We start from the raw sequence: 18,617 nt of genomic DNA on the forward strand, positions 1-18,617 counted from the left end.
TGTCCCGTATGGTGAATCGGGACGTCGTCCCGTTTCATTCTCCCATCGTAGATCGCCGGTGGCGGGAGCGCATCGCGCGCCCGCGCCGAGGAAGCGAACACTCATGCCCGCAACGGAATTCGGCACACCGATCGTCTCGGTGAAGCCCCTCGTCCTGGCCACCCCCGCGCGCGGAACCGACCTGACCGTGCGCGTCTCGGCACCCGTCACCGGCGACGATCTGCCGGTCCTGCTGTTCTCCCACGGCTACGGTTCGTCCCTGGACGGCTACGGCCCGCTCATCGACCACTGGGCCGCCAACGGCTTCGTCGTGATCCAGCCCACCCACCTCGACTCGCGCACCCTCGCACTGCCGCCCGAGGACCCGCGCACCCCGCACCTGTGGCGGCATCGCGTGGACGACCTGCGCACCGTCCTCGACCACCTCGACGCGCTGATCGCCGCCGTCCCCACCCTCGCGGGCCGCGTCGACCGGAGTCGAATCGCGGTGGCGGGCCACTCTTTCGGTGGTCAGACCGCCGGCGTCCTGCTCGGTCTGCGCGTCACCGACCCGACCACGGGCGCGGCCGAGGACCTCGCCGACCCGCGCGTCCGCGCCGGCGTCCTGCTCGCGACCGCCGGTCTCGGCGGCGCGAACCTCACCCCCTTCGCCGTCGAGCATTTCCCTTTCATGAACCCGACTTTCGCGCACCTGAGCACCCCGGCCCTGGTGGTCGCGGGCGACCGCGACGACTCCCCGCTCACCGTCCGCGGCCCCGACTGGATGACCGACCCCTACACCCTGAGCCCCGGCGACAAGAGCCTGCTCACCCTTTTGGGCGCCGAACACTCACTCGGCGGCATCCCCGGCTACGAAGCCGCCGAGACCACCGACGAGAACCCCGCCCTGGTCGCCCTCCTGCGCGCCGTCACCACCGCCTACCTCCGCCGAGCCCTCGACATCGACGACACGGACTGGCGCGCGATCCGGAAGTCCCTCGCCGAGGACCCCGCACCCCTGGGCCGCCTCGAATCCAAATGACATCCGCGCTTCTCGTCCGGATATGCGAGACCCGCCGTGAAACCCGCGACGAAGAATGTCGGGGCTCGAGGGTCGCCGAGAATATGGGAAAGCGTTCGTGGCAATGATCTCCCTCGGGCGGATCGGAACGCGGAACGCTTGAATTGTGTTCGCGTGCTTGAATATTCCCTCGGCGCGGACTAGCGTGGCCGATCGGGCACGGAGACGGGTTCCTCCGGATTCTTCGAGTCGTCCAGGGGGAGGATGTGACCGCGTTCCTGTCCGCGGCGCCGATTCTGGTCGCGATCGTTCTACTGAGTACCCGCAGACTCGGCGGCCACGTCATCGCACGCTCGTCGCGGCCACGGTCAGCGGCATCCCGGTCGACCGCGTCGGCGAGGTGTCGGCGCTGCTGTCGTTGCCGGTGTTCGTGCTCTGCGGCCTTTCCGCGTTGCTGGTCGGCTGCGGACGGCGGATCGCGCCGCGTCTGGTCGACCTCGCGGTGGTGTCGGGCGCGCTCTACGCGGGCGTGGTGGCCGCCCAGTTCCTCGTCGGCACGGCCCCCGCGGGCGCGCTGGGCAGCCTCGTCGGCATCGCGGCCTCGCTCGCGCTGCTGCGGATCCGACACGGTGGCCTGGCCCGCCCCGGCCGCAGCCTCGGCGTCCTGCTGTCCCCGTATGCCGTGCTGCTGGCGGGCATCCTGCTCAGCCGGGTCGCACTGTCCTCCGCCGACCTGGGCGCGGCGGAGACGCTGCTGACCAGTCCGGCGCTGTGGTTGGCGGTGGCGAACCTCTACGCGCTCGTCGCGGTGCTGCCGGGCGAGCATCGCGCGGTGGCCGCCGCCGCGCTGACCCAGTGGTGGCCGGTCACCGCCACCACCCTGCTGTTCTTCTATCTGGGCACCACGCTGACCGCCTCGGGGATGAGTTCGGCCCTCGCCGACGCCGCCGCCCACCTCGGGCCGGTGTACCCGCTCGCCGCCCCCTGGATCGGCGCGGTCGGCGGCTTCCTGACCGGATCGAATTCCGGCGGGAACGCGATGTTCGCGGCGGGCCAGGCCGAGACGGCCGAGAGCATCCACCGCTCGGCCACCGTGATGGTCGCCGTGCAGAACGTGTCCGGTTCGCTGCTGACGATGGCGTCGCTGCCCCGCGTGGCGCTGGCCGAGAAATTGGCCGAGGCTCCCGAACCCGCGCCGCGGCCTTCGGCGACCGCCGGGCAATCATCGAAGAAGTCGGCCGACGACCACCGCCCTTCGGTGCTGCGCACCGTTCTCCTGACGGGCTTCCTCGTTCTGACAGTGCTGTCGCTGACGTGTTTCGTGGTGAGCTGATCGGCCACGAGAATATCTGGAGGCTGAGTCCGCCCCGAGCGCCACAGCGGTGTTCGTCGGTCGGCGAGGTCACGGCCGGTGTGGTGGCGAACGTCCGATTCGGTGGTCCCGCAAGGTGATCGGGCCGATCCGGCGTAGCGAAAGAAACGGGTGGTTCCGCGGAGGCGGTTCCACCCGTTTCTTCGTGTGCGGGGCTTGTCATCCACCGAGAGTTCGGAGCTAGGGTGGGGAAGGGAGTGATGGGCCGGCCGATCGGCGGGGAGAGTCAGGGGAGGAGTGCGGTGAAGGCAGTCATCGTCTGTGTTTCGGAGGCGCACGGGAACACGAGGAAAGTGGCCGAGGTCGTCGCGGAGGTGGTGGGCGCGCAGGTGGTCGACCCCGATCAGGTGGGAGCGGCGGACCTCGCGGCGTTCGATCTGGTGGGGTTCGCGTCCGGGATCCGGTGGTTGGCGTTCCATCCGCGTTTGCGGCGCTTCGTCGCGGGCTTGCCGGCCGGGGCGTCACGGAAAGCGTTCGTGGTGGCCACGGGTGGTCTGCCCGAGCCGCCGTTCCGTCGGTACCTGGGTGGTTTCGAGAAGACGCTGGCCGCCAAGGGGTTCGACGTGCTGGGCACGTACTCCTGTCGCGGGCTCGACACCTATTCGCCGTTCGGACTGTTCGGCGGTCTCAACAATGGGCATCCGGATGCCGCGGATCTCGCGGCCGCCCGGAGTTTCGCCGAGCAGTTGCGGGGCTGATCGAACGCGCGCCGCGCCGTCAGCGACCTTTCGCCGCGACGTCGGCGACTTTGTCGCGGGCCACTTCGGCCTCGTGCTTCTCGTTCGCGTACAGCAGGCCGAAGGTGAACCCGTTCTCGCCCTGCGCGCCCGCCGTCGTGGCCGTGCGCCACAGGAATTCGGCCGCCACCACGCCGTCGTTGTGGTCGCCCAGGACTTTCTGCAACCGCTTGTAGTAGGCGATATTCGCTTCGGCTCTGCCGGGTTTGCGGGCGGGCCGATGCAGTTCGGCCGCGTAGCGGGCGCGTTTGGACGCCTTGCGCGCGCGGTGCAGGGATTCGTCGCTGCCATCGGCCAACGCCGTCGCCAAGCGCTTGTCGGCCTTCTTCGCGGCCTTGCGGGCGCGCTCCACCAGATCGCGGGCCCGAATGCGTTCGGCGAAGGGCGGTTTCGTGCGCCATCGGTTCAAGGTGAGCAGCAGCGCCCGGTAGCGGTCGGAGTTCATCGCCTCGGTGAGGTCGGCGCGGCGGCGGACCTGGGTGGCGAGCAGATCGCCGTCGATGGTCGCCGCGACCGGTCCGAGGACGAGTTCGGGCGGCAGCGCGGCGATGCGGTCGGCGAAGCGGGCGCGCTGGACGTGGCAGTCGCGGACTTCGCCGAGCACGGACGCATACCACTTGAGCTCGTCCTCGACGCCGGCGATCGCCGCCCGATCCAGCAGGGGACCGAAGACTCGCAGTGTGCTGCGCAGCCTGCGGGTCGCGACCCGGGTGTCGTGGATGGGATCGTTGCCGCGCCGCAACTCGACGTCGCCCGCGAAGACGGCGTCGATCTGGGCGTTCAGGTAGTCGTGCACGGCGCGCGCGCCCTTGGATTCGGTGGCGCGCGGACGGGATCTGCCCGGCAGCACCCGCGACAGCTTCGACGGATACTGCGAGGCGCGCGCCCCCGCCTTCACCAGGGCCTTCACCAGCGGGCGCGGCGTCTGCTCGGTGCGGGGACCGGATTCGATCTCGACCTCGCGCCACGCGGTGACGTCGCCGGAGCCGTCGGCCGGGGTCGCCTCCACGATGTCCTCGGCGACCTCGACGATCAGTTCACCGTCGGCGTCGAACACCTTGTGACGGTCGCGCAGGGTGTAGATGCTGGTCAGCGGGCCGAGTTCCTTGCCGAAGGCGATTCCGGCGACGATCTCGGCCAGTTCGCGGGGCAGGTCCGGCGTCAAGGGCGTGGACAGTTCGAGCCTGCCCTCGGCGCGGGGAATCTTCAGCTGCCAGCCCGATTCGTCGTCGCCTTCGCGGCGGCGCAACGTCACGCCGCGGGCGAGCAGATCCAACTCGGGAGTGTCGTAATAGGTGCTGGTCAACTGCACGGATTTCTTCTCGACCCGGCTCCCGGGAACGAGATCCCGGAGGTCGGGGAGGACGAAATTCCGGTCGACCTCCCACTTGCTCTCACGTTCCAGCTGATCTCTCACACTGTCGGCGTTCCCCGCGCGGATTCGATGAAACAGTCGAAACGATCATGTAACCGCAGGACACTGGCCTCATGACGAACCCCTTCGAAGATCCGAACGAAGCCCCGTTGTTCGCCCCCGCGGATGCCGACGACACCGCCGAAGCCCTCACCGAGGCGATGATCCTGTCCGACGACAACTGGATCCGCGTGCTCGGCGTCGAGGGCGGCGACTGAGCCGTCGCGGGCGAAATTCGCTGGGCTCGGTGTCGGGGCCCGTGATAGGAATCCCGGCATGTCAGTCGAACCGAACCTGTTCGCCGGGGTCGAGTTGGTCGCGCGGATCGAAGCCGCCGAGCGCTCGCTGATCGAACAGGGCGCACGCGCCGCCGCGGTGCGCGACCCCGCCCAACCGGTCGTGACCCTGCCGATCGGCGGCGGCAGCGCGGTCTGGGCCGCGCCGGGCTCACCCTTGGACAAGGTCGTGGGCGCCGGTCTCGACGGCGACCTGGTCGAGGCCGACCTGATCGCCGTGGAGAAGGCGTTCGCCGACCGGGGCACACCGGTCCAGTTCGAGGTGTCGACCGCCGCCGACCCCGCCGTGGTGTCCAGCCTGACCGCACGCGGCTACCTGCTGACCGGCTTCGAGAACGTCTCCGGCCTGCGTCTCACGCCGGGGCGCACCGCGCGTCCGGCTCCCGAGGTGAGGGTCCGTGCCATCGAACCCGACGAGATCGACCTCTGGACGCGGGTGGTGGTCGACGGTTTCGCGACCCCCGATACACAGGGTGTGGCGTCCCACGAGGAATTCCCGCGCGAGGTGATCGAACTGGCCGAACGCGATATGGCGGCCACCGACGGCTTCCGCGCCTACCTCGCCTGGATCGACGGCGTTCCGGCGGGCGGGGCGGGTCTGCGGGTCGGTGACGGCATCGCCCAGTTGTGCGGCGCGGCCACCCTGCCCGCTTTCCGTCGTCGCGGCGTGCAGGGGTCGCTGCTGTCGGTGCGACTGGCCGACGCCGCCGCGGCGGGGTGCGATCTCGCGGTGGTCACCACCCTGCCCGCCTCCACCTCCCAGCAGAACGTCCACAAGGCGGGCTTCCAACTCCTCTACGCCCGCGCGGTCCTGGTGAACAGCCGGGATTGAACCGTCCCGGGCGGGGTATCTGCTGGTTGTTCTTCCACCGCATCACCGCCCGGCGCAGCGCTGGTGGTGCGCGGACCGCAGGATCTCGCGAGGGGTTGCGCACGATGGCGAACGACAGAACTCGAACCGACAGCAGGACCGCCAACGGGGGCGTCGTGGTGTGGCCGGAGCCGAGCCCGCTCAGCTCGTGGTGGGAGCAGGTCATGGAGATGCCGAACCGGGGGAACGCCACCGGTTCGGGCGAGCCCGCCAACCGCTGATCCCCTGTCCGAGAGAGGCTTCGGTATGACCCACCCCGGCAGTCGAGTCGCGCGCTACCTGATGATCGGCGCGTTCGGCGCGGCCGCGCTGACCGGATGTTCCGGCGCCGACGACGATCTGGTCCCGAACAACGACTCGGTGACCGCCGTCCCCACCCCGTCGCAGACCCGGCCCGACGACGTCTCCCCGGCGGCCGCGACCCAACTGTGCGACATGATCGGCACGGAGATCGACAACTGGCGCGGCCAAGGCCCCGTGCTGGCGAAGGTGAGTTTCAACGGCACCGTGCAGAACTGGGCCACGCGCAACGACGCGATCAATGCCGACGTGGTGCGCGACAAGTCCCTCATCGATTCCGTCACCACGCGGACCTGTCCCGAAGTGCGCGGCCGGGCGCTGGAAGTCCTGGGCACCGACGAATTGTCCGACGCGCTCGTCGGTTTCGGCGGCTGACGTTCAGACACGGTAGCCGGCGGCGTGGCCCGAGGACATCGGTGGCCCTAGGACTCGGCGTCTCGAGGACATCGGCGTCCGAGGAGATCGGCGTCCGAGGAAAGAGCGTGCGGCCGGTCGCGGACAGTGGCGTTGCGCGGCGGAAGAACTCCTGCGGGCCATCGGCGCTATGCGGCGGGAGTCCTCACGCGGGCAGTGATGTCACGCGGGCAGGGGTGTCACGTGGGCAGTGATGTCATGCGGGCAGTGATGTCACGCGGGCCAGGGTCGCGACGGTGCGATCGGCGTCCACGCGCAGACGCAGGGCATCGCGGGAGGTCTCGGCCCGCACCGTGACCTCCTGTCCGGCGGTGATGGCGGACAGGTGTTCCACGACCGCGCGATACGGTGTCGCGCGCCGGGTGGGTCGTGCGGTCAACTCTTCTTCGACCACCTGCCAGTGCACGGCGTTGTTGACGTGCCCGTAGTGGTCGAAGTCGGTGGCGCGCAACGGGAACGCCGTCGCGGGCGCGCTGTCGGCGACCGGCTCGAGGACGGGCCGCCAACGCAGTCGGTGGTCGGTGGTGACCGCGAGCATGGGGGCCATGAACCGTTCGGTCATCCTGGCCGGCCTGCCCGCGACGGGATCGACGTTGATCAGGAACTGCTCGACCTCGACCAGGCCGCCGTCCTCGCCCTCGAGGTGGATCCGCGCGGTGAACCAGCGGTTCGACAGGGCCGAGGGCCAGCGCTGGACCCGCAGGCGTTCGCCGAACCCGATCGGACCGAGGACGTCGATGACCGTGCGGGTCACCAACCAGGCCGGATGCAGGTCGCCGTCGTCGATGAAGCCGAGATGGTCGTAGCCGATGTCCATCGCGTAGCGGGCGACCGAATCCAGGCGCAAGCGACCGGTGGTGTCGACGTCACCGAGGCGGACGGTCCGTTCGGTCTGGAAGATCTCGCCCGCGGCGGGGCGCGCGGGCAGCGGGAAGGGGATGTCGGTGCGGGTGCTCGCGGTCATCGCTGATCTCCTGTGCTCGAGGTGTGCACCCGTGCGGGGTGCCGTGACCGACAGGTCGGCCAGCCTATGTCAGGAACGGACCCGGATCGGGAATTGGGGCGGTGTCGGGTGCGTCGGGACATATCTCGCACCTGACAGATCGACGGCGCGGCGCTCCCGACGCGGTAGGAGCGTGGATTACAGTGTCGCCGTGGGGTTCACCGATTTCGGGCCGGGCGACGTGGTCTACTTCCCGGAGGGACCGTTCGTCGGCGTCTGCGCGGTGGTGCGGGAGATCGACGCGCGGTGTCACCACTACCGACTGCTCAGGTAGATGCCCAGCCACAGCACCATGCCGAGCAGTCCCAGGATGACCCCGAGATGGGCGGTGGCGGGCCGGGGTTCGGGATTGCGGCGCTCCTCGGCGAGACCGATGAGGCCCAGCGGCACGGCCAACAGGCCGGGGACGCCGCACGCGAGAACCGACAGGATGCCCAGCCACAGGGCGGCGGTCGCGGTCGGATTCGATCGATTCTGTTGCGGCGCCGCGACAGGGGCTTCCGGGAGGGGGAGCGCGGGCCAGTCCAGGGGTGGCAGGTCGATCAGGGTGAGGTCCAGTTCGCTGACGGTCCGCGCGCTCCACGCTTGTTCGACGCGCGCGGCGTAGTCCACGGCGGTGAGCCTGCCCTCCTCGAGATTGCGGCCGAGGAAGGCGACCACGCGTTCCCGGTCGGCGTCGGCCGCGAGCAGGTTGGGATTGGAATAGGGGGTCATCACGGCTCCGTGGTGCGGTCGGCGGCCAGGAATCTGTCCACGGCCTCGAGGTCGTCGTCGGTGGATTCGAGCAGGCGTTCGTTGAGGACCGGGATCGGACGGTTCAGCCAGGCGGGCCGCTCGCCCTCGGCGGGCAGCAGTTCGTGCTTGTCGGCGAAATCCTCGGCCAGGTGGCGCACCGATTCGCGCAGCGCGCTGACCACCACGCCCTCGGCGAGGCCGGTCAACTCCTCGAGCAGCGTCCTGACCCGGTCGAGTTGGTCGATCTCGGTGCTGTCGGCCTGGATTCGCGGCCACAGGGCGCGCTCGAACAGCGCGCCGAAACCGGCCGCGATCTGATCGGTGTGGGCGCGCAGCGCTTCGAGTTGGTCGAGGACCTGATCCGGCGGGAGGTCGAGTTCGGCGACCCGCAGTCCGTTCGTGAGCGCCCAGCGCCGCGCCTGCGGCCTACCGTGCCGCCACCGGACCAGGCCGAGTCGCGTCGCCCGCCGCAGCAGCGCGGGGCGCAGACCCCGCACCTTGATCATGCGTCGGATCTCGCGCAGCCCGAACGGCACCCAGTCCTCGGGGCCGCCCGGCAGGGCCAGCAGATCCGCGACCGTGGCACCCTGTTCGCGCGCGATCAGCAGGTCGGTGATCGAGGCGAGCGAGAATCCCCGATCTTGCAGGCGCTGCACCAGTTCCAGCCGTCGCAGGTGCGAACTGTCGTAGCGCGCGGTGCGCCCCGCTCGGCGCGGTGCGTCCAGCAGTCCCTTCGACTGATACATGCGCACGGTGCTGGTCGGCACGCCCGCCCGCGCCGCCAAGTCCTCCACGGTCAGATCCTCGTCTCTCGCAGGCATGATTCCGAGTGTTCCAACAGGGACTCGACTAGTCAATACTCTGCTAGTAATCACTATCATCGTGGATATAGGTGCTGTTCAAAGCGATGACTGCAATCGCGTGGCGATATCCACCTGCTCGTTCGCGGTGGCGCAGTAGGGTGCGGGGATGACCTCCGAACAGAGTGGCGGGCCGCTGGCGGGGCGGGTGGCGGTGGTGACCGGGGTGAGTCGCCGCGCGGGCATCGGGTTCACCGTGGCGCGGGAACTGCTGGCGGCGGGCGCTTCGGTACTGGTGCACTCCTGGTCGCCGCACGACGCCGAACAGCCGTGGGGAGCCGATCCGGTCGGCCCCGAAGGCATCCTCGATCTCCTCGGCGGCGAATCCGAGCGCCTGCGTCACCTCGCCGCCGATTTCGTCGAACCCGACGCGCCCGCCGCCGTGGTCGGGGCCGCCGTGACCGCGTTCGGCGCGGTGGACGTGGTGGTCGCCAACCACGCGCGCAGCTCGAATCAGACGCTGGCCGAAGTCACCGCCGCCGAACTCGACCGCACCTGGGCCGTGAACGCGCGCGCGAGCATCCTACTGGCACAAGCTTTTTCGGCCGTCCACGACGACACCCGACCCGGTGGGCGGATCATCCTGTTCACGTCCGGTCAGCACCTCGGCCCGATGAGCGACGAGATCCCCTACGCGGTCAGCAAAGGCGCCATCCACCAGATGACGCCGACCCTTTCCGACGCGCTGATCGATCGCGGCATCACCGTGAACGCGGTCAATCCCGGCCCGGTGGACACCGGCTGGGCCGACCCCGACCTCACCCGTCGCGTGGGCCGCGCCCTGCCCGCGGGCCGCTGGGGCGCTCCCGAGGACGTCGCCCGGTTGGTCCGCTGGCTGGCCTCCGACGAGAGTCGCTGGATCACCGGGCAGGTGATCAACTCCGAGGGCGGCTTCCGCCGCTCGACCCTGTGAGCAGGTCCCTCGCCGGGCCGGCCCGAATCGTATCCGCCGCTACGTCATCGAACCCGTGTCATCGGTCTCGACCGGTGACGCGGTCGAGCAGATGGTCGAGGAGTTCTTCCGTGGGCCAACCCGCACGAGGTGATCGGGCGTTTTCGCCGCTTCATCGACGCGCACGAACCCGCGCGCACCTGAGCGGGCTCACCACCCGTCGGTCGGCGTCGGGGACGGTTGGGGCAGTCGACTCGGCTCGGGTCGGTCGGCCGGTGTCGCGACCCACCCACCGACTACGGACAGACCGGTCGCGCGGTGGACCAGCAGGAAGCCGTGCTGGCCCGCCCGGAACTGTTCGGCCTGCGCGCGGCCACGGACGCGAGCAGGGGCCACTTCCCCGGGCTGTCGGACACCGCCCTGGCCGTCGACCAGGGCGCGCAGGACGTCCTGGCCGTCTTCGACCGCCTCGGCTTCGAGGCGGCGGCGGTCACCGCGCTCTCGATCGCGCCCGGTGGCGCGCCGCCCCCGCTGCCCGACGAGCGCCGCACCCTTCGGATCGAGGTCGACTTCGACCGCCCGTTCCGGCGGGGGTGAGGGTGTCGTGTTGGAAAGGTGTGCGCCACCGCGTCTTCGCGGCCAGCGCTGTCGCCAGCACCAGCAAAGTGGACGGGGTGATCGGCAGCGGGAACGCCGGAATGTGACCACGCGTGTGCTGATCCGCCCACTCGTCCAACGCGCGTTGATCGGTGAGCGCGCCGACCACGCCTTCGGGCACCGACTCGCTCCACCGCTCACGCAGCGTCACATCCGCGCGCACCCAGATCCCCAGCGCCGCCGACATGTCCACCGAGTCGGCGAGCACCCCCACCACCCGCAAGGCCGCCTCGTGCGCGAGTTCGGCCGGAAAGCCCAGCGCCTCCTGCAATTCCGCCCGCGCCGGGCCCTCCGACGCGCCCGCCAGCAACCCGAGCAGCGGCCAGAGCCCGGCCCCGGACACCACGAAATCCGAGCTGCCCGCTTCCCCGCACCAGCGCGCGGTCAGGGCGTTGGCGGCGGCGATGTAGTCCGGTGAAGTCTGCACGCCGCCACGATACGCACGCGGGGTGACATCCCTCGGCCCCGAGCACCGCGTACGCGCTGCGTCGTGGTCGAAGCGAGCCCGGGTCTGCCGAAGCTGAGTGATCGCTCAATATCGCTGCGCAAGTAGCACATTCGCGTCGGGGCGGGATCATCGGGGGCATGGTGGTCGGTCCCGGTTCGCGCTATGGTTCCGTGGGCGATGGGGGGCATCATCGCCGTGCTTGGTGGTCACCGCGCCGCGGTGGCCGGAGCGGAGGATTCGAGCACTCGGTGGTGAACATGTTCCTGTTCCCCCTCGGCATCCTGCTCGGCGTGGACTTCACCTGGGGCGACTACCTGCTGGGGAACGAACTGCCCACGGTGCGCGGCAATCTCGTCGGCGGGCTGTTCTTCACCGGCGCGATGATCTACCTGACCCACCACAAGACCGCGCCGGGGCGCAACACCGTCGGCGAGACCGAGATCGTGCGCGACTGAGTGAGCCGCGCGCGACCGGTCCGCGGCTCACCGCTCGTCGAGGATGCGGCGCAGGGCGGCGGCGAAGGCGTCGGAGTCGTCCTGCTGCCCGGGTGCGCCGCCGACGAACCCGGTGTGATCGCCCGGCACGACCTCGTGGGCGAAGCCGCCCGCCGCGGCCAGGGCCTCGCTCGCGCGGGCCGCGAACTGGTGACCCGACGCCGCGCCCGAGACAAGCACGACGCGGGTCGACGCCGCGCGCAGCGCGTCCAGGTCGTGCGGGTGGGAGGTGCAGGTCCGCATGTTCAGGCCCAGCAGCGGGTGCGTCCGCGACCCGTCGTCCTCGGTGGGCAGACCGAAGGCGGCCGGATCGGGACCGGGCGTCGCGAGGTAGGCGGCGGGCAGCGGACCCTCCTGGGAGACCAGGGCGATGAACTTCGCCATCGCCGGGCCCTGGCCGGCGTCGCGGTAGGTGTCGGCGATCTCGGTGACGGCCGCTTCCAGGACGTCGCGGTCGGGCAGGAACTGGGTGGCGGGCGGTTCGTGGGCGACCAAGGTCCGCACGGCCGGGCGGTGCCGGGCGATCCAGGCCAGCGCGTTCACCGCGCCGCCACTGGTGGCGAAGACGTCGACCGCGCCGATGTCGGCGGCGGTCAGCACCGCGTCCAGATCGGCGGCGTGCAACGTGGGCGAACAGGCGGCGAGCGGGTCGCGCTGCGGGCTGCGACCGGTGCCGCGCGGATCGTAGGTGAGCACCATCCGATCGGGGAAGTGGCCGGCCAACGTCGCGAACGCGGCCGCCTCCATCGGGGAACCGAGCAGGAACAGCGGCGGACGGGCGCTGGGCGTACCGGCGGGGCGCAGGTCGTAGGTGATGGTCGCGCCCGCGATGTCGACGGCGCTGGTGCTGAGGGTGACGGTCATCGGGTGGACTCTCCTCCGGTCAAGGGATGTGCACTGGAGACGACGCGACGGCCGCGAATTCATCGCCCGCCGCGCCCAGTATGCGACGGCCCGGTGACAAGAACGCGGCCCCGAGCGCCGTGACCGGCCATAATGGTTCGGTGCCAGCGGATTCCACACTTCGCCTGCTCGACGTCGAGGCGTTGGAGCGCTCCTCGGTGGTCGCCAACAACGCGATGAACCGCGACCGCGGACTGTCGGGAGTGAACAGCTACGCGCGCGATCTCGGACGCGATCCCTACGAGGTGCTGACCGAGGCGCTGCGCGCGCGTCCGGACGCGCCGGTCACCTGGATCGATGTGTGCTGCGGGTCCGGCCGCGCGTTGCTCGAGGCCGAGCGGCGCTTCGCCCACGAACTGCCCGACGCGCCGGTCACGCTGATCGGGATCGATCTGGTCGGCCATTTCCGTTCACCCCCGCGCACACCCCGTCTGCGACTGCTCACCGCCAACGCCGAACGGTGGACGCCCGACCGGCCCGCCGACCTGGTCACCTGCGTGCACGGTCTGCACTACATCGGCGACAAACTGGCGTTGGTCGCGGCGATGGCGGACTGGACCGCGCCCACCGGAACCCTGCTCGCGCAGTTCGATCCGCACGCCGTGCGCCACGCCGACGGGACCTCGGCGGCCCGGCGCGTGCTGGCGGACCTGCGCGCGGCCGGACTCGACTACGACCGCCGCGCCCACCGTATCTCCGGTCGAGGGCCGCGCGCGCCGCGTTTCCGGGCCGCCTACCTCGGTGCGGACGACACGGCGGGGCCCGGCTACACCGGCCAGCCCGCGGTCGTCTCGCATTACGTGTGGGAATCCGCCCGCGCGGCGGGGGTTTCGAGCGCGCGGACCGGGGAAAGTCCTGAGCGATAACCAGTTCGGATATCCTGGGAGAGAGTCAGGGAGGCTGTCATGCCCATCAGATACCGTCAGCGCAAGTCCTTCGGGCCGCTGAAGCTCAATTTCACCCAATCGGGTCTGTCCTCGTGGAGCATCAAGATCGGCCCGTGGTCGTGGAACTCCCGCAGCAAGAAGAACAGCGTCGACCTGCCCGGTCCGCTGAGTTGGCGGCAACGCTGAGTTCCGCGCGCCGCCCCGGTCCGTCGAGCGGGTCCGCGGAGGGTTTCCGATAAGTCGGGGACTCTCCGCGGATCGCCACGTGTCGGTGTTTGCGCGTCGGCGACCGAGTGGACTCGACTTCCGTAGAACCTGTGCGGGGCGAGTGTCGCCGAACGCGGCGAGGTGAGTGGCCGAGCAGGGTTTCCAGTGGTGCGGCCGAGAGCCGTCCCAGTGCGTGGAACAGGGCTTTCTCAGCACGCGAAGTAATGAGACGGGTGTTATATTTCGTCGCGCTGTCCCTTTCTTTGCTGTTGGATTGCGAGGTTCGCGTGATCGCGTCGATCGTCGGTCGTGACCGGGACCTCGTTCCGGATGCTGTCCCGTCCTCGTAATACTCGGCCCTCGCGAACGGAATCCGCCATGAGCGCATCGACCAAACCGCCCATCGTCCTGGTCCACGGCCTGTGGATGACGCCGTCGAGTTGGGACACCTGGGCCGGTCGCTTCCGCGATCTCGGCCACGAGGTCATCACGCCCGGTTGGCCCGGCATCGACAACCGCACCCCCGCCGAGGTCCGCGCCGATCCCAAGCCGCTCGAGGGCGTGGGGCTGGTCGAGGTCGTCGACTCCTACGACGAGGTCATCCGTGCCCTGCCCGAGCGGCCGATCATCATGGGTCACTCCTTCGGCGGCCTCATCACCCAGATGTTGCTGGACCGTGGCCTCGGCATCGCGGGCGTGGCCGTCGCCCCCGCGCAGCCCGCCGGAATCCTCACCCTGCCGTTCTCGACACTGCGCACGGGTCTACCGGTGCTGTCGAATCCGTTGCGGATCAACGGCGCGAGCCCGCTGTCCAAGGGGCACTTCCACTACACCTTCGGCAACGATCTCAGCCGTGCCGATTCCGACCGTGAATGGGAAGCCAGCGCGGTGAACTCGGTGAACCGGGTGTTCTTCGAGGGCGTGCTGTCGTTGCCGCGTGGAAAGGCCGGCATCTCCGCGGTCGATTTCCTCAAGCCCGATCGCGCTCCGCTGCTGTTGATCTCGGGCGAGATCGACCATGTCGCGCCGCCCGCCATCCAGAAGGCGATGCTGGCCAAGTATTCGAAGGGCCCCTCGGTGGTCGAGCGGGTCGAATACCCCGGCCGCACCCATCGACTCGTCAGCCAGGACGGCTGGGAGGAGATCGCCGACTACGCCCTGGACTGGGCACTGCGGCACGCCGGGCAAGCCGGCTAGATTCCGTCGGAAAGCACTGGGCCGCGGCGGATCACGCGGGACGGACGCCGACGCCGACAAGTGTCGTCGCGTCGAGTTCGTCCAGTCCGTCGCGGGCCAGCGCTTCCAGGTAGGCCGCCCGCACGGCTTCGACTTGGCCGGCGTCCAGGTCGGCGAGCACACCGCGATAGCCGGAACCGGTGACCACCAGCCACGCCAGGTCGGGGGTCATCGGCACCCGCAGCGGATTCTCGGTGACGGTGACATCGCGCAGTCCGCGCTCGGTCAACCACGCGCGGAACGGTTCGGGTTCGTTGAGGTCATCGATGAGTCGCGACGGTCGCGGCTGAGCCGGGACGCCGGTGACCTTCGCCAGCGCGTCGTGCAGGTGTTCACCCGCTCGCACCATCGCCCCGCGCCGCCAGATGGTGAATCCCGCCCGGCCGCCGGGCCGGAGGCGGTTGATCAGATACTCCGTACCCGCGGTCATGTCCGGGAAGAAGAAGATGCCCAGGACCGCTTGGACGATGTCGTAGTCCGCGCCCGGCCACGTGGTCACGTCGGCGACGTGGGCGCGCAGGTTCGCCAGATCGCCGGATTTGGCGCGCAACACCTCGATCAGCGGGCCGGACACATCGACCGCGTCCAGCGCGCCGGTGTCGCCGACCCGGCGCGCGGCGGGCAACGCCGACGCGCCCGTGCCGCAGCAGGCGTCCAGCACCCGGTCGCCGGGTGCGGGGGCGACGGCCTCGACCGCGGCGGACCCGATCGGGAACCACAGGTGGACGCCGAGACGGTCGAAATCCTCGCCGACGGTCTCGAAGGCACGGGTGAAACGATCAGCGTCGGACACGCGACCGACGATACGGCCTGGAGCCGGTCCGATCTGCTTCAATCGAGGTATGTGCAGGTGGATGGCCTATTCTGGAGAGCCCCTGCTGGCCGAGGACCTGCTGTTCCGGCCGGTGCACTCGCTGATCGATCAGAGTCTGCACTCGCGGATGGGCGCGGAGACCACCAACGGCGACGGCTTCGGCATCGGCTGGTACGGCGAAGGGCCGCGGCCCGCGGTGTTCAAGGACATCGAACCGGCGTGGAACGACAGCAACCTGCGGGAGATCGCCGCCCAGGTGCGCACCTCCATGTTCTTCGCCCACGTGCGCGCGTCCTCCGGAACGCCGGTGCAGCGCAGCAACTGTCACCCCTTCCGGCACGAGAACTGGCTGTGGATGCACAACGGGTCGCTCAGCGGGTTCCAGCACTACAAGCGCGATCTGCTGACCGCCGTCGACCCGGCGCTGTTCGCCGAGATCGAAGGGTCCACCGATTCCGAGGCCATGTTCTACCTCGCCCTGACCTTCGGCTTGCTCGACGACCCGTTCCCGGCGGTCGCGCGCGCGGTCGGGCTCATCGAACAGGTCGGCCGCGCGCACGAAATCCCCGACCCGGTGCAGATGACGGTGGCCACCACCGACGGCGAATCCCTGTGGTTCTTCCGGTATTCCACCGAGGGCCGCTCGCGGACGCTGTTCTACTCCAACGACGTGAACAAGGTCCGCGCGCTGCATCCGGAAGTCCGAGCGTTGCGCACCCTCGGCGCCGACGCCCGCTTCGTGACCTCCGAACCGCTGCGCGACCTGCCGGGCGCGTGGAACGAAGTCCAGGAATCCACAGCGGGCATGGTCCGACTCGGCCACGAGGAACTGCGCCCGTTCCAGCCGATCGCCCCCTGACTACCGCGCTCAGTCGGTGCGGCGCAAGGCGGAAGGCTTGTGGACGGCGTCGCGTCCGCTCTTCTCGCTGCGCACCCGGTACTGGGGCTCGTCCTTCGAAGCGCGGACCGTGCGGCCCGCGGCCTCGGTATCGGAGGTGATCTTCTCCTCGACCTCGCCCTCGGCGGTGCCGCGGTGGCTGTCCCATTCGACTTTGTCGCCTTTGCGGAATTGTTTGCTCAAGACGGTCTCCTTTCGGCTTCCTGAGCGCTCTACCCAGCGGACTCGCCGGGAAACCGAGGATTTGCTCGTATCGAGTGAAGTGATTGTGTTTCGCAACTTTTCGCCCGTGTGTGGGCCCGCACTAGCGGTGTCAACGGAACTCGGGGATGGGCGGTGCCCACGCGCACAGCGAATATGGCTGTCGTATGAACCCTTCGAGAGGAATCACGATCTTGCGCACCGCACTCACCGTCGCCCTCGCCGCGGCGACCGTCTCCGTCCTGCCGGCCGTCGGCCACGCTCGGCCCCCGGCTCACACCGCCGTCGACGAGGCCGCTTCCTCCGGTTCCTCGGAGGCGCTGCCCTACCTCATCCGATGCCTGCCCTTCGGCCGCTGGATCGCGCTGAGCAGCGGAATGCCCGACGACGGGCCCGTGGGGCCGGGCTGGTGCTGAAGGCCGGGTGAAAATGCCGCGCTGAGCGGGCGCGACACGCGCTGTGCTCACCGGGCAGGCGGGGTGGTCGGCGCTTGCTCCGCGCCATCACCGAAACCGACATCACCGTCCGTCAACCGGTCGTGCAGTCCGTCGACCGCACCGATACAGACGACGACATCGCCACCGCCCGAGCCCACTCCGTGATCCACGGCGCCTCCGAATACGAGGTCTTCGACCTGCGCAGTGAAGAAGGCCGCTGGAAAGTCTGCAACCTCGAAGGCTGAATGTTGGGTCAGGGGAGGGGGAGGCAGGAGCTTCCGGTGTTGAGGCCCGCGCCTCGGACCTCTACCGGGATGTATTGGGTGGAGGTGTATTCGCCGGGGACGGAACGGACGGCGACGAGGTTCTGGGCGCCCTGGCGGGTGGGGGTCCAGGAGAGGGTGACGGTGTTGCTGTCCGGGTGGTGAATCGGGGTGCCGGGGAGGCGTTCGCCGTTGCCGGGGATCACGCCGCCTGCGACCATGAAGAAGACCGAGTTCGGGGGGACGGTCGCGTCGGTGATGACGGCGGTGACGGTGTAGGCGCAACCGGTCACGAGCCCTTCCGGGCCGGCGGCGACCGAGACCGAGGTGACCTCGGCTCCGGCGGTGGCCGTGGCGAGAGCGGCGGTGGTCAGCGCGGTCGCGGCGGCTACGGCGAGGCGGGACTGCGTGCGCATCGGGTGATCTCCTCCTGGTCGCGGAGTTCCCACTATAGGTCGCCGCGCCGGTGCGTTCCGGTGCCGCGACGCACAGTCGCGGCGCGGCAACGCATTCGGGTGGCCTCCCCGCCCGGTGTGAGTCCCGCAGGCCCGGTGACCGTCGGAGTGCCGCCGTCGTCCGGTCGGCGTCAGGTGGTGGCGGCCGCGGAGTCGATGACCGCGTCCAGGAGTTGTTGTCTCGTGGTGAGTTTGACGCGCGGGCGACCGGCGGCCGCACCGGCTTCGCGTTCCAATCGGTCGATGGTTCGCCATCCGGCGCGGTCGACCACTTCGGGGCGGCGGGATCGGACCAGGGCGGTCAGGGCCTCGCGGTCGGCGGCGGGGGTGGGCAGTGCGCCCGCGGTGAAGTCGGCGAGCAACTGCTCGACGGTCTCCTCGGAGTCGACGCGGTTGGAGCCGATGACGCCGCGTGGGCCGCGTTTGATCCAGCCGGAGACGTAGACGCCGGGGATGGGTGTGCCGTCGGTGTCGGTGACGCGTCCGTGGTGGTTGGGGACCACGCCGCGGGCATCGTCGAAGGGCAGGTCGGGGACGGGGGTGCCTTTGTAGCCGATCGAGCGTAGGACCAGGCCGGTGTCGAGGGTTTCGGTGTGGCCGGTGGGTTGGGCGGTGAGGTGTCCGTTGTCGTCGATGAGTTCGTTGTGGACGAATTCCAACGATTGGACTCGTTGCTCGCCGTGGATTCGGGTGGGTGAGGCCAGGTAGCGGAAGACGATGCGTTTGTTGTTCGGGTTGCGTGGCCCTGCGGCGTATTCCTGGGCGAGGGTGTATTTGAGTTTGAGGGAGGGTTCGATGTCGGGGTCGTCGAGCAGTGCTTGTG

26 protein-coding genes and 1 pseudogene are annotated in these 18,617 nt (G+C 69.7%); 17 read left to right on the top strand and 10 right to left on the bottom strand.

The genetic code is table 11. The features are described from left to right. The first annotated feature begins 103 nt into the window (after positions 1 to 103). From ON30_RS30465 to ON30_RS30475, 3 genes are all read left to right on the top strand, one after another. Positions 104 to 1,021, top strand: a complete 918-nt coding sequence (locus ON30_RS30465) for an alpha/beta hydrolase family protein (RefSeq protein ID WP_040713069.1) — start codon at positions 104 to 106, stop codon at positions 1,019 to 1,021. Positions 1,022 to 1,400: 379 nt separating this feature from the next. Next, the gene (locus ON30_RS30470; protein ID WP_051030184.1) at positions 1,401 to 2,333 is read left to right on the top strand and encodes an L-lactate permease; all 933 of its coding nucleotides are present in this window, start codon (positions 1,401 to 1,403) and stop codon (positions 2,331 to 2,333) included. Between the two features lie 239 nt (positions 2,334 to 2,572). Then, positions 2,573 to 3,070: a flavodoxin domain-containing protein gene (locus ON30_RS30475; protein ID WP_245554297.1), complete on the top strand. Its 498-nt coding sequence runs from the start codon at positions 2,573 to 2,575 to the stop codon at positions 3,068 to 3,070. Between the two features lie 19 nt (positions 3,071 to 3,089). On the opposite strand, the gene ON30_RS30480 is transcribed toward ON30_RS30475, so the two are convergent. Then, a complete protein-coding gene (locus ON30_RS30480; RefSeq protein WP_040713073.1) occupies positions 3,090 to 4,526 on the bottom strand; it encodes a CYTH and CHAD domain-containing protein in 1,437 nt (478 codons plus the stop codon). Positions 4,527 to 4,597: 71 nt separating this feature from the next. On the opposite strand from ON30_RS30480, the gene ON30_RS39745 reads away from it, so the two are divergent. The 4 genes from ON30_RS39745 to ON30_RS30490 all read left to right on the top strand — a co-directional run bounded on the left by ON30_RS39745 (position 4,598) and on the right by ON30_RS30490 (position 6,365). Next, the gene (locus tag ON30_RS39745) at positions 4,598 to 4,741 is read left to right on the top strand and encodes a hypothetical protein (protein ID WP_157183958.1); all 144 of its coding nucleotides are present in this window, start codon (positions 4,598 to 4,600) and stop codon (positions 4,739 to 4,741) included. Between the two features lie 58 nt (positions 4,742 to 4,799). After that, on the top strand, positions 4,800 to 5,651 hold the full coding sequence (locus ON30_RS30485) for a GNAT family N-acetyltransferase (protein WP_040713076.1): 852 nt from the start codon (positions 4,800 to 4,802) through the stop codon (positions 5,649 to 5,651). 104 nt (positions 5,652 to 5,755) lie between these two features. Next, on the top strand, positions 5,756 to 5,911 hold the full coding sequence (locus ON30_RS39750; protein ID WP_157183959.1) for a hypothetical protein: 156 nt from the start codon (positions 5,756 to 5,758) through the stop codon (positions 5,909 to 5,911). Positions 5,912 to 5,936: 25 nt separating this feature from the next. Beyond that, on the top strand, positions 5,937 to 6,365 hold the full coding sequence (locus ON30_RS30490) for a hypothetical protein (protein WP_040713079.1): 429 nt from the start codon (positions 5,937 to 5,939) through the stop codon (positions 6,363 to 6,365). A 235-nt stretch (positions 6,366 to 6,600) separates the two neighbouring features. On the opposite strand, the gene ON30_RS30495 is transcribed toward ON30_RS30490, so the two are convergent. Further along, complete coding sequence (locus tag ON30_RS30495; RefSeq protein ID WP_051030185.1) at positions 6,601 to 7,368, bottom strand: acyl-[acyl-carrier-protein] thioesterase; 768 nt, start codon at positions 7,366 to 7,368, stop codon at positions 6,601 to 6,603. A 172-nt stretch (positions 7,369 to 7,540) separates the two neighbouring features. Between ON30_RS30495 and ON30_RS39755 the strand changes: the two genes are divergently transcribed. Beyond that, positions 7,541 to 7,681, top strand: coding sequence for a hypothetical protein (locus tag ON30_RS39755; protein WP_157183960.1), 141 nt, complete (start codon positions 7,541 to 7,543; stop codon positions 7,679 to 7,681). Here ON30_RS39755 and ON30_RS30500 read toward each other — a convergent pair. Next, positions 7,663 to 8,121 (bottom strand): DUF1707 and DUF4190 domain-containing protein, encoded by a 459-nt coding sequence (locus tag ON30_RS30500; RefSeq protein ID WP_040713083.1) that lies wholly within the window; start codon positions 8,119 to 8,121, stop codon positions 7,663 to 7,665. The genes ON30_RS39755 and ON30_RS30500 overlap by 19 nt on opposite strands. Beyond that, positions 8,121 to 8,963: a MerR family transcriptional regulator gene (locus ON30_RS30505; protein ID WP_040713085.1), complete on the bottom strand. Its 843-nt coding sequence runs from the start codon at positions 8,961 to 8,963 to the stop codon at positions 8,121 to 8,123. The genes ON30_RS30500 and ON30_RS30505 overlap by 1 nt, the downstream gene beginning before the upstream one ends. 148 nt (positions 8,964 to 9,111) lie before the next feature. Between ON30_RS30505 and ON30_RS30510 the strand changes: the two genes are divergently transcribed. Together ON30_RS30510 and ON30_RS30515 are read left to right on the top strand one after the other, a co-directional pair. Continuing rightward, complete coding sequence (locus ON30_RS30510; protein ID WP_051030186.1) at positions 9,112 to 9,915, top strand: SDR family oxidoreductase; 804 nt, start codon at positions 9,112 to 9,114, stop codon at positions 9,913 to 9,915. Positions 9,916 to 10,212: 297 nt separating this feature from the next. Next, entirely contained in the window at positions 10,213 to 10,491 is a 279-nt protein-coding gene (locus tag ON30_RS30515; RefSeq protein WP_040713087.1) for a hypothetical protein, read from the top strand. Here ON30_RS30515 and ON30_RS38155 read toward each other — a convergent pair. Beyond that, positions 10,385 to 10,978, bottom strand: coding sequence for a serpin family protein (locus ON30_RS38155; RefSeq protein ID WP_157183961.1), 594 nt, complete (start codon positions 10,976 to 10,978; stop codon positions 10,385 to 10,387). The genes ON30_RS30515 and ON30_RS38155 overlap by 107 nt on opposite strands. 254 nt (positions 10,979 to 11,232) lie before the next feature. Here ON30_RS38155 and ON30_RS38160 point away from each other — a divergent pair. Then, a pseudogene (locus tag ON30_RS38160) lies at positions 11,233 to 11,454 on the top strand (formate/nitrite transporter family protein); the annotation flags it as partial. Positions 11,455 to 11,481: 27 nt separating this feature from the next. Here the strand turns inward: ON30_RS38160 and ON30_RS30530 are convergent. Continuing rightward, positions 11,482 to 12,357 carry an alpha/beta fold hydrolase gene (locus ON30_RS30530; protein WP_040713093.1) on the bottom strand — a complete coding sequence of 292 codons (876 nt, stop codon included), beginning with the start codon at positions 12,355 to 12,357 and terminating at the stop codon, positions 11,482 to 11,484. 140 nt (positions 12,358 to 12,497) lie between these two features. On the opposite strand from ON30_RS30530, the gene ON30_RS30535 reads away from it, so the two are divergent. The 3 genes from ON30_RS30535 to ON30_RS30540 all read left to right on the top strand — a co-directional run bounded on the left by ON30_RS30535 (position 12,498) and on the right by ON30_RS30540 (position 14,687). Then, the gene (locus tag ON30_RS30535) at positions 12,498 to 13,262 is read left to right on the top strand and encodes a class I SAM-dependent methyltransferase (RefSeq protein WP_245554298.1); all 765 of its coding nucleotides are present in this window, start codon (positions 12,498 to 12,500) and stop codon (positions 13,260 to 13,262) included. Between the two features lie 39 nt (positions 13,263 to 13,301). Further along, the gene (locus tag ON30_RS38165) at positions 13,302 to 13,469 is read left to right on the top strand and encodes a DUF4236 domain-containing protein (RefSeq protein WP_083911812.1); all 168 of its coding nucleotides are present in this window, start codon (positions 13,302 to 13,304) and stop codon (positions 13,467 to 13,469) included. A 399-nt stretch (positions 13,470 to 13,868) separates the two neighbouring features. Continuing rightward, positions 13,869 to 14,687 (top strand): alpha/beta hydrolase, encoded by an 819-nt coding sequence (locus ON30_RS30540; protein ID WP_040713095.1) that lies wholly within the window; start codon positions 13,869 to 13,871, stop codon positions 14,685 to 14,687. Positions 14,688 to 14,718: 31 nt separating this feature from the next. Here ON30_RS30540 and ON30_RS30545 read toward each other — a convergent pair whose 3' ends face one another. Beyond that, on the bottom strand, positions 14,719 to 15,519 hold the full coding sequence (locus ON30_RS30545) for a class I SAM-dependent methyltransferase (protein WP_040713098.1): 801 nt from the start codon (positions 15,517 to 15,519) through the stop codon (positions 14,719 to 14,721). A gap of 61 nt (positions 15,520 to 15,580) precedes the next feature. Here ON30_RS30545 and ON30_RS30550 point away from each other — a divergent pair, with 61 nt between their 5' ends. Then, the gene (locus ON30_RS30550) at positions 15,581 to 16,399 is read left to right on the top strand and encodes a class II glutamine amidotransferase (protein WP_040713100.1); all 819 of its coding nucleotides are present in this window, start codon (positions 15,581 to 15,583) and stop codon (positions 16,397 to 16,399) included. A gap of 9 nt (positions 16,400 to 16,408) precedes the next feature. Here ON30_RS30550 and ON30_RS30555 read toward each other — a convergent pair whose 3' ends face one another. Next, positions 16,409 to 16,621 (bottom strand): hypervirulence associated TUDOR domain-containing protein, encoded by a 213-nt coding sequence (locus ON30_RS30555; protein ID WP_040713105.1) that lies wholly within the window; start codon positions 16,619 to 16,621, stop codon positions 16,409 to 16,411. Positions 16,622 to 16,833: 212 nt separating this feature from the next. Between ON30_RS30555 and ON30_RS30560 the strand changes: the two genes are divergently transcribed. Further along, a complete protein-coding gene (locus tag ON30_RS30560) occupies positions 16,834 to 17,055 on the top strand; it encodes a hypothetical protein (RefSeq protein WP_157183962.1) in 222 nt (73 codons plus the stop codon). Positions 17,056 to 17,129: 74 nt separating this feature from the next. Further along, a complete protein-coding gene (locus ON30_RS30565; protein ID WP_040713109.1) occupies positions 17,130 to 17,321 on the top strand; it encodes a hypothetical protein in 192 nt (63 codons plus the stop codon). 8 nt (positions 17,322 to 17,329) lie between these two features. Here ON30_RS30565 and ON30_RS41875 read toward each other — a convergent pair whose 3' ends face one another. After that, positions 17,330 to 17,755 (bottom strand): hypothetical protein, encoded by a 426-nt coding sequence (locus ON30_RS41875; protein ID WP_040713112.1) that lies wholly within the window; start codon positions 17,753 to 17,755, stop codon positions 17,330 to 17,332. 170 nt (positions 17,756 to 17,925) lie between these two features. After that, on the bottom strand, positions 17,926 to 18,617 hold a 692-nt coding region (locus ON30_RS30575; protein ID WP_040713114.1), incomplete at its 5' end, for a ferredoxin.

Origin of the sequence: Nocardia takedensis NBRC 100417, assembly GCF_000308695.1 — a bacterium.
Classification (GTDB): domain Bacteria; phylum Actinomycetota; class Actinomycetes; order Mycobacteriales; family Mycobacteriaceae; genus Nocardia; species Nocardia takedensis.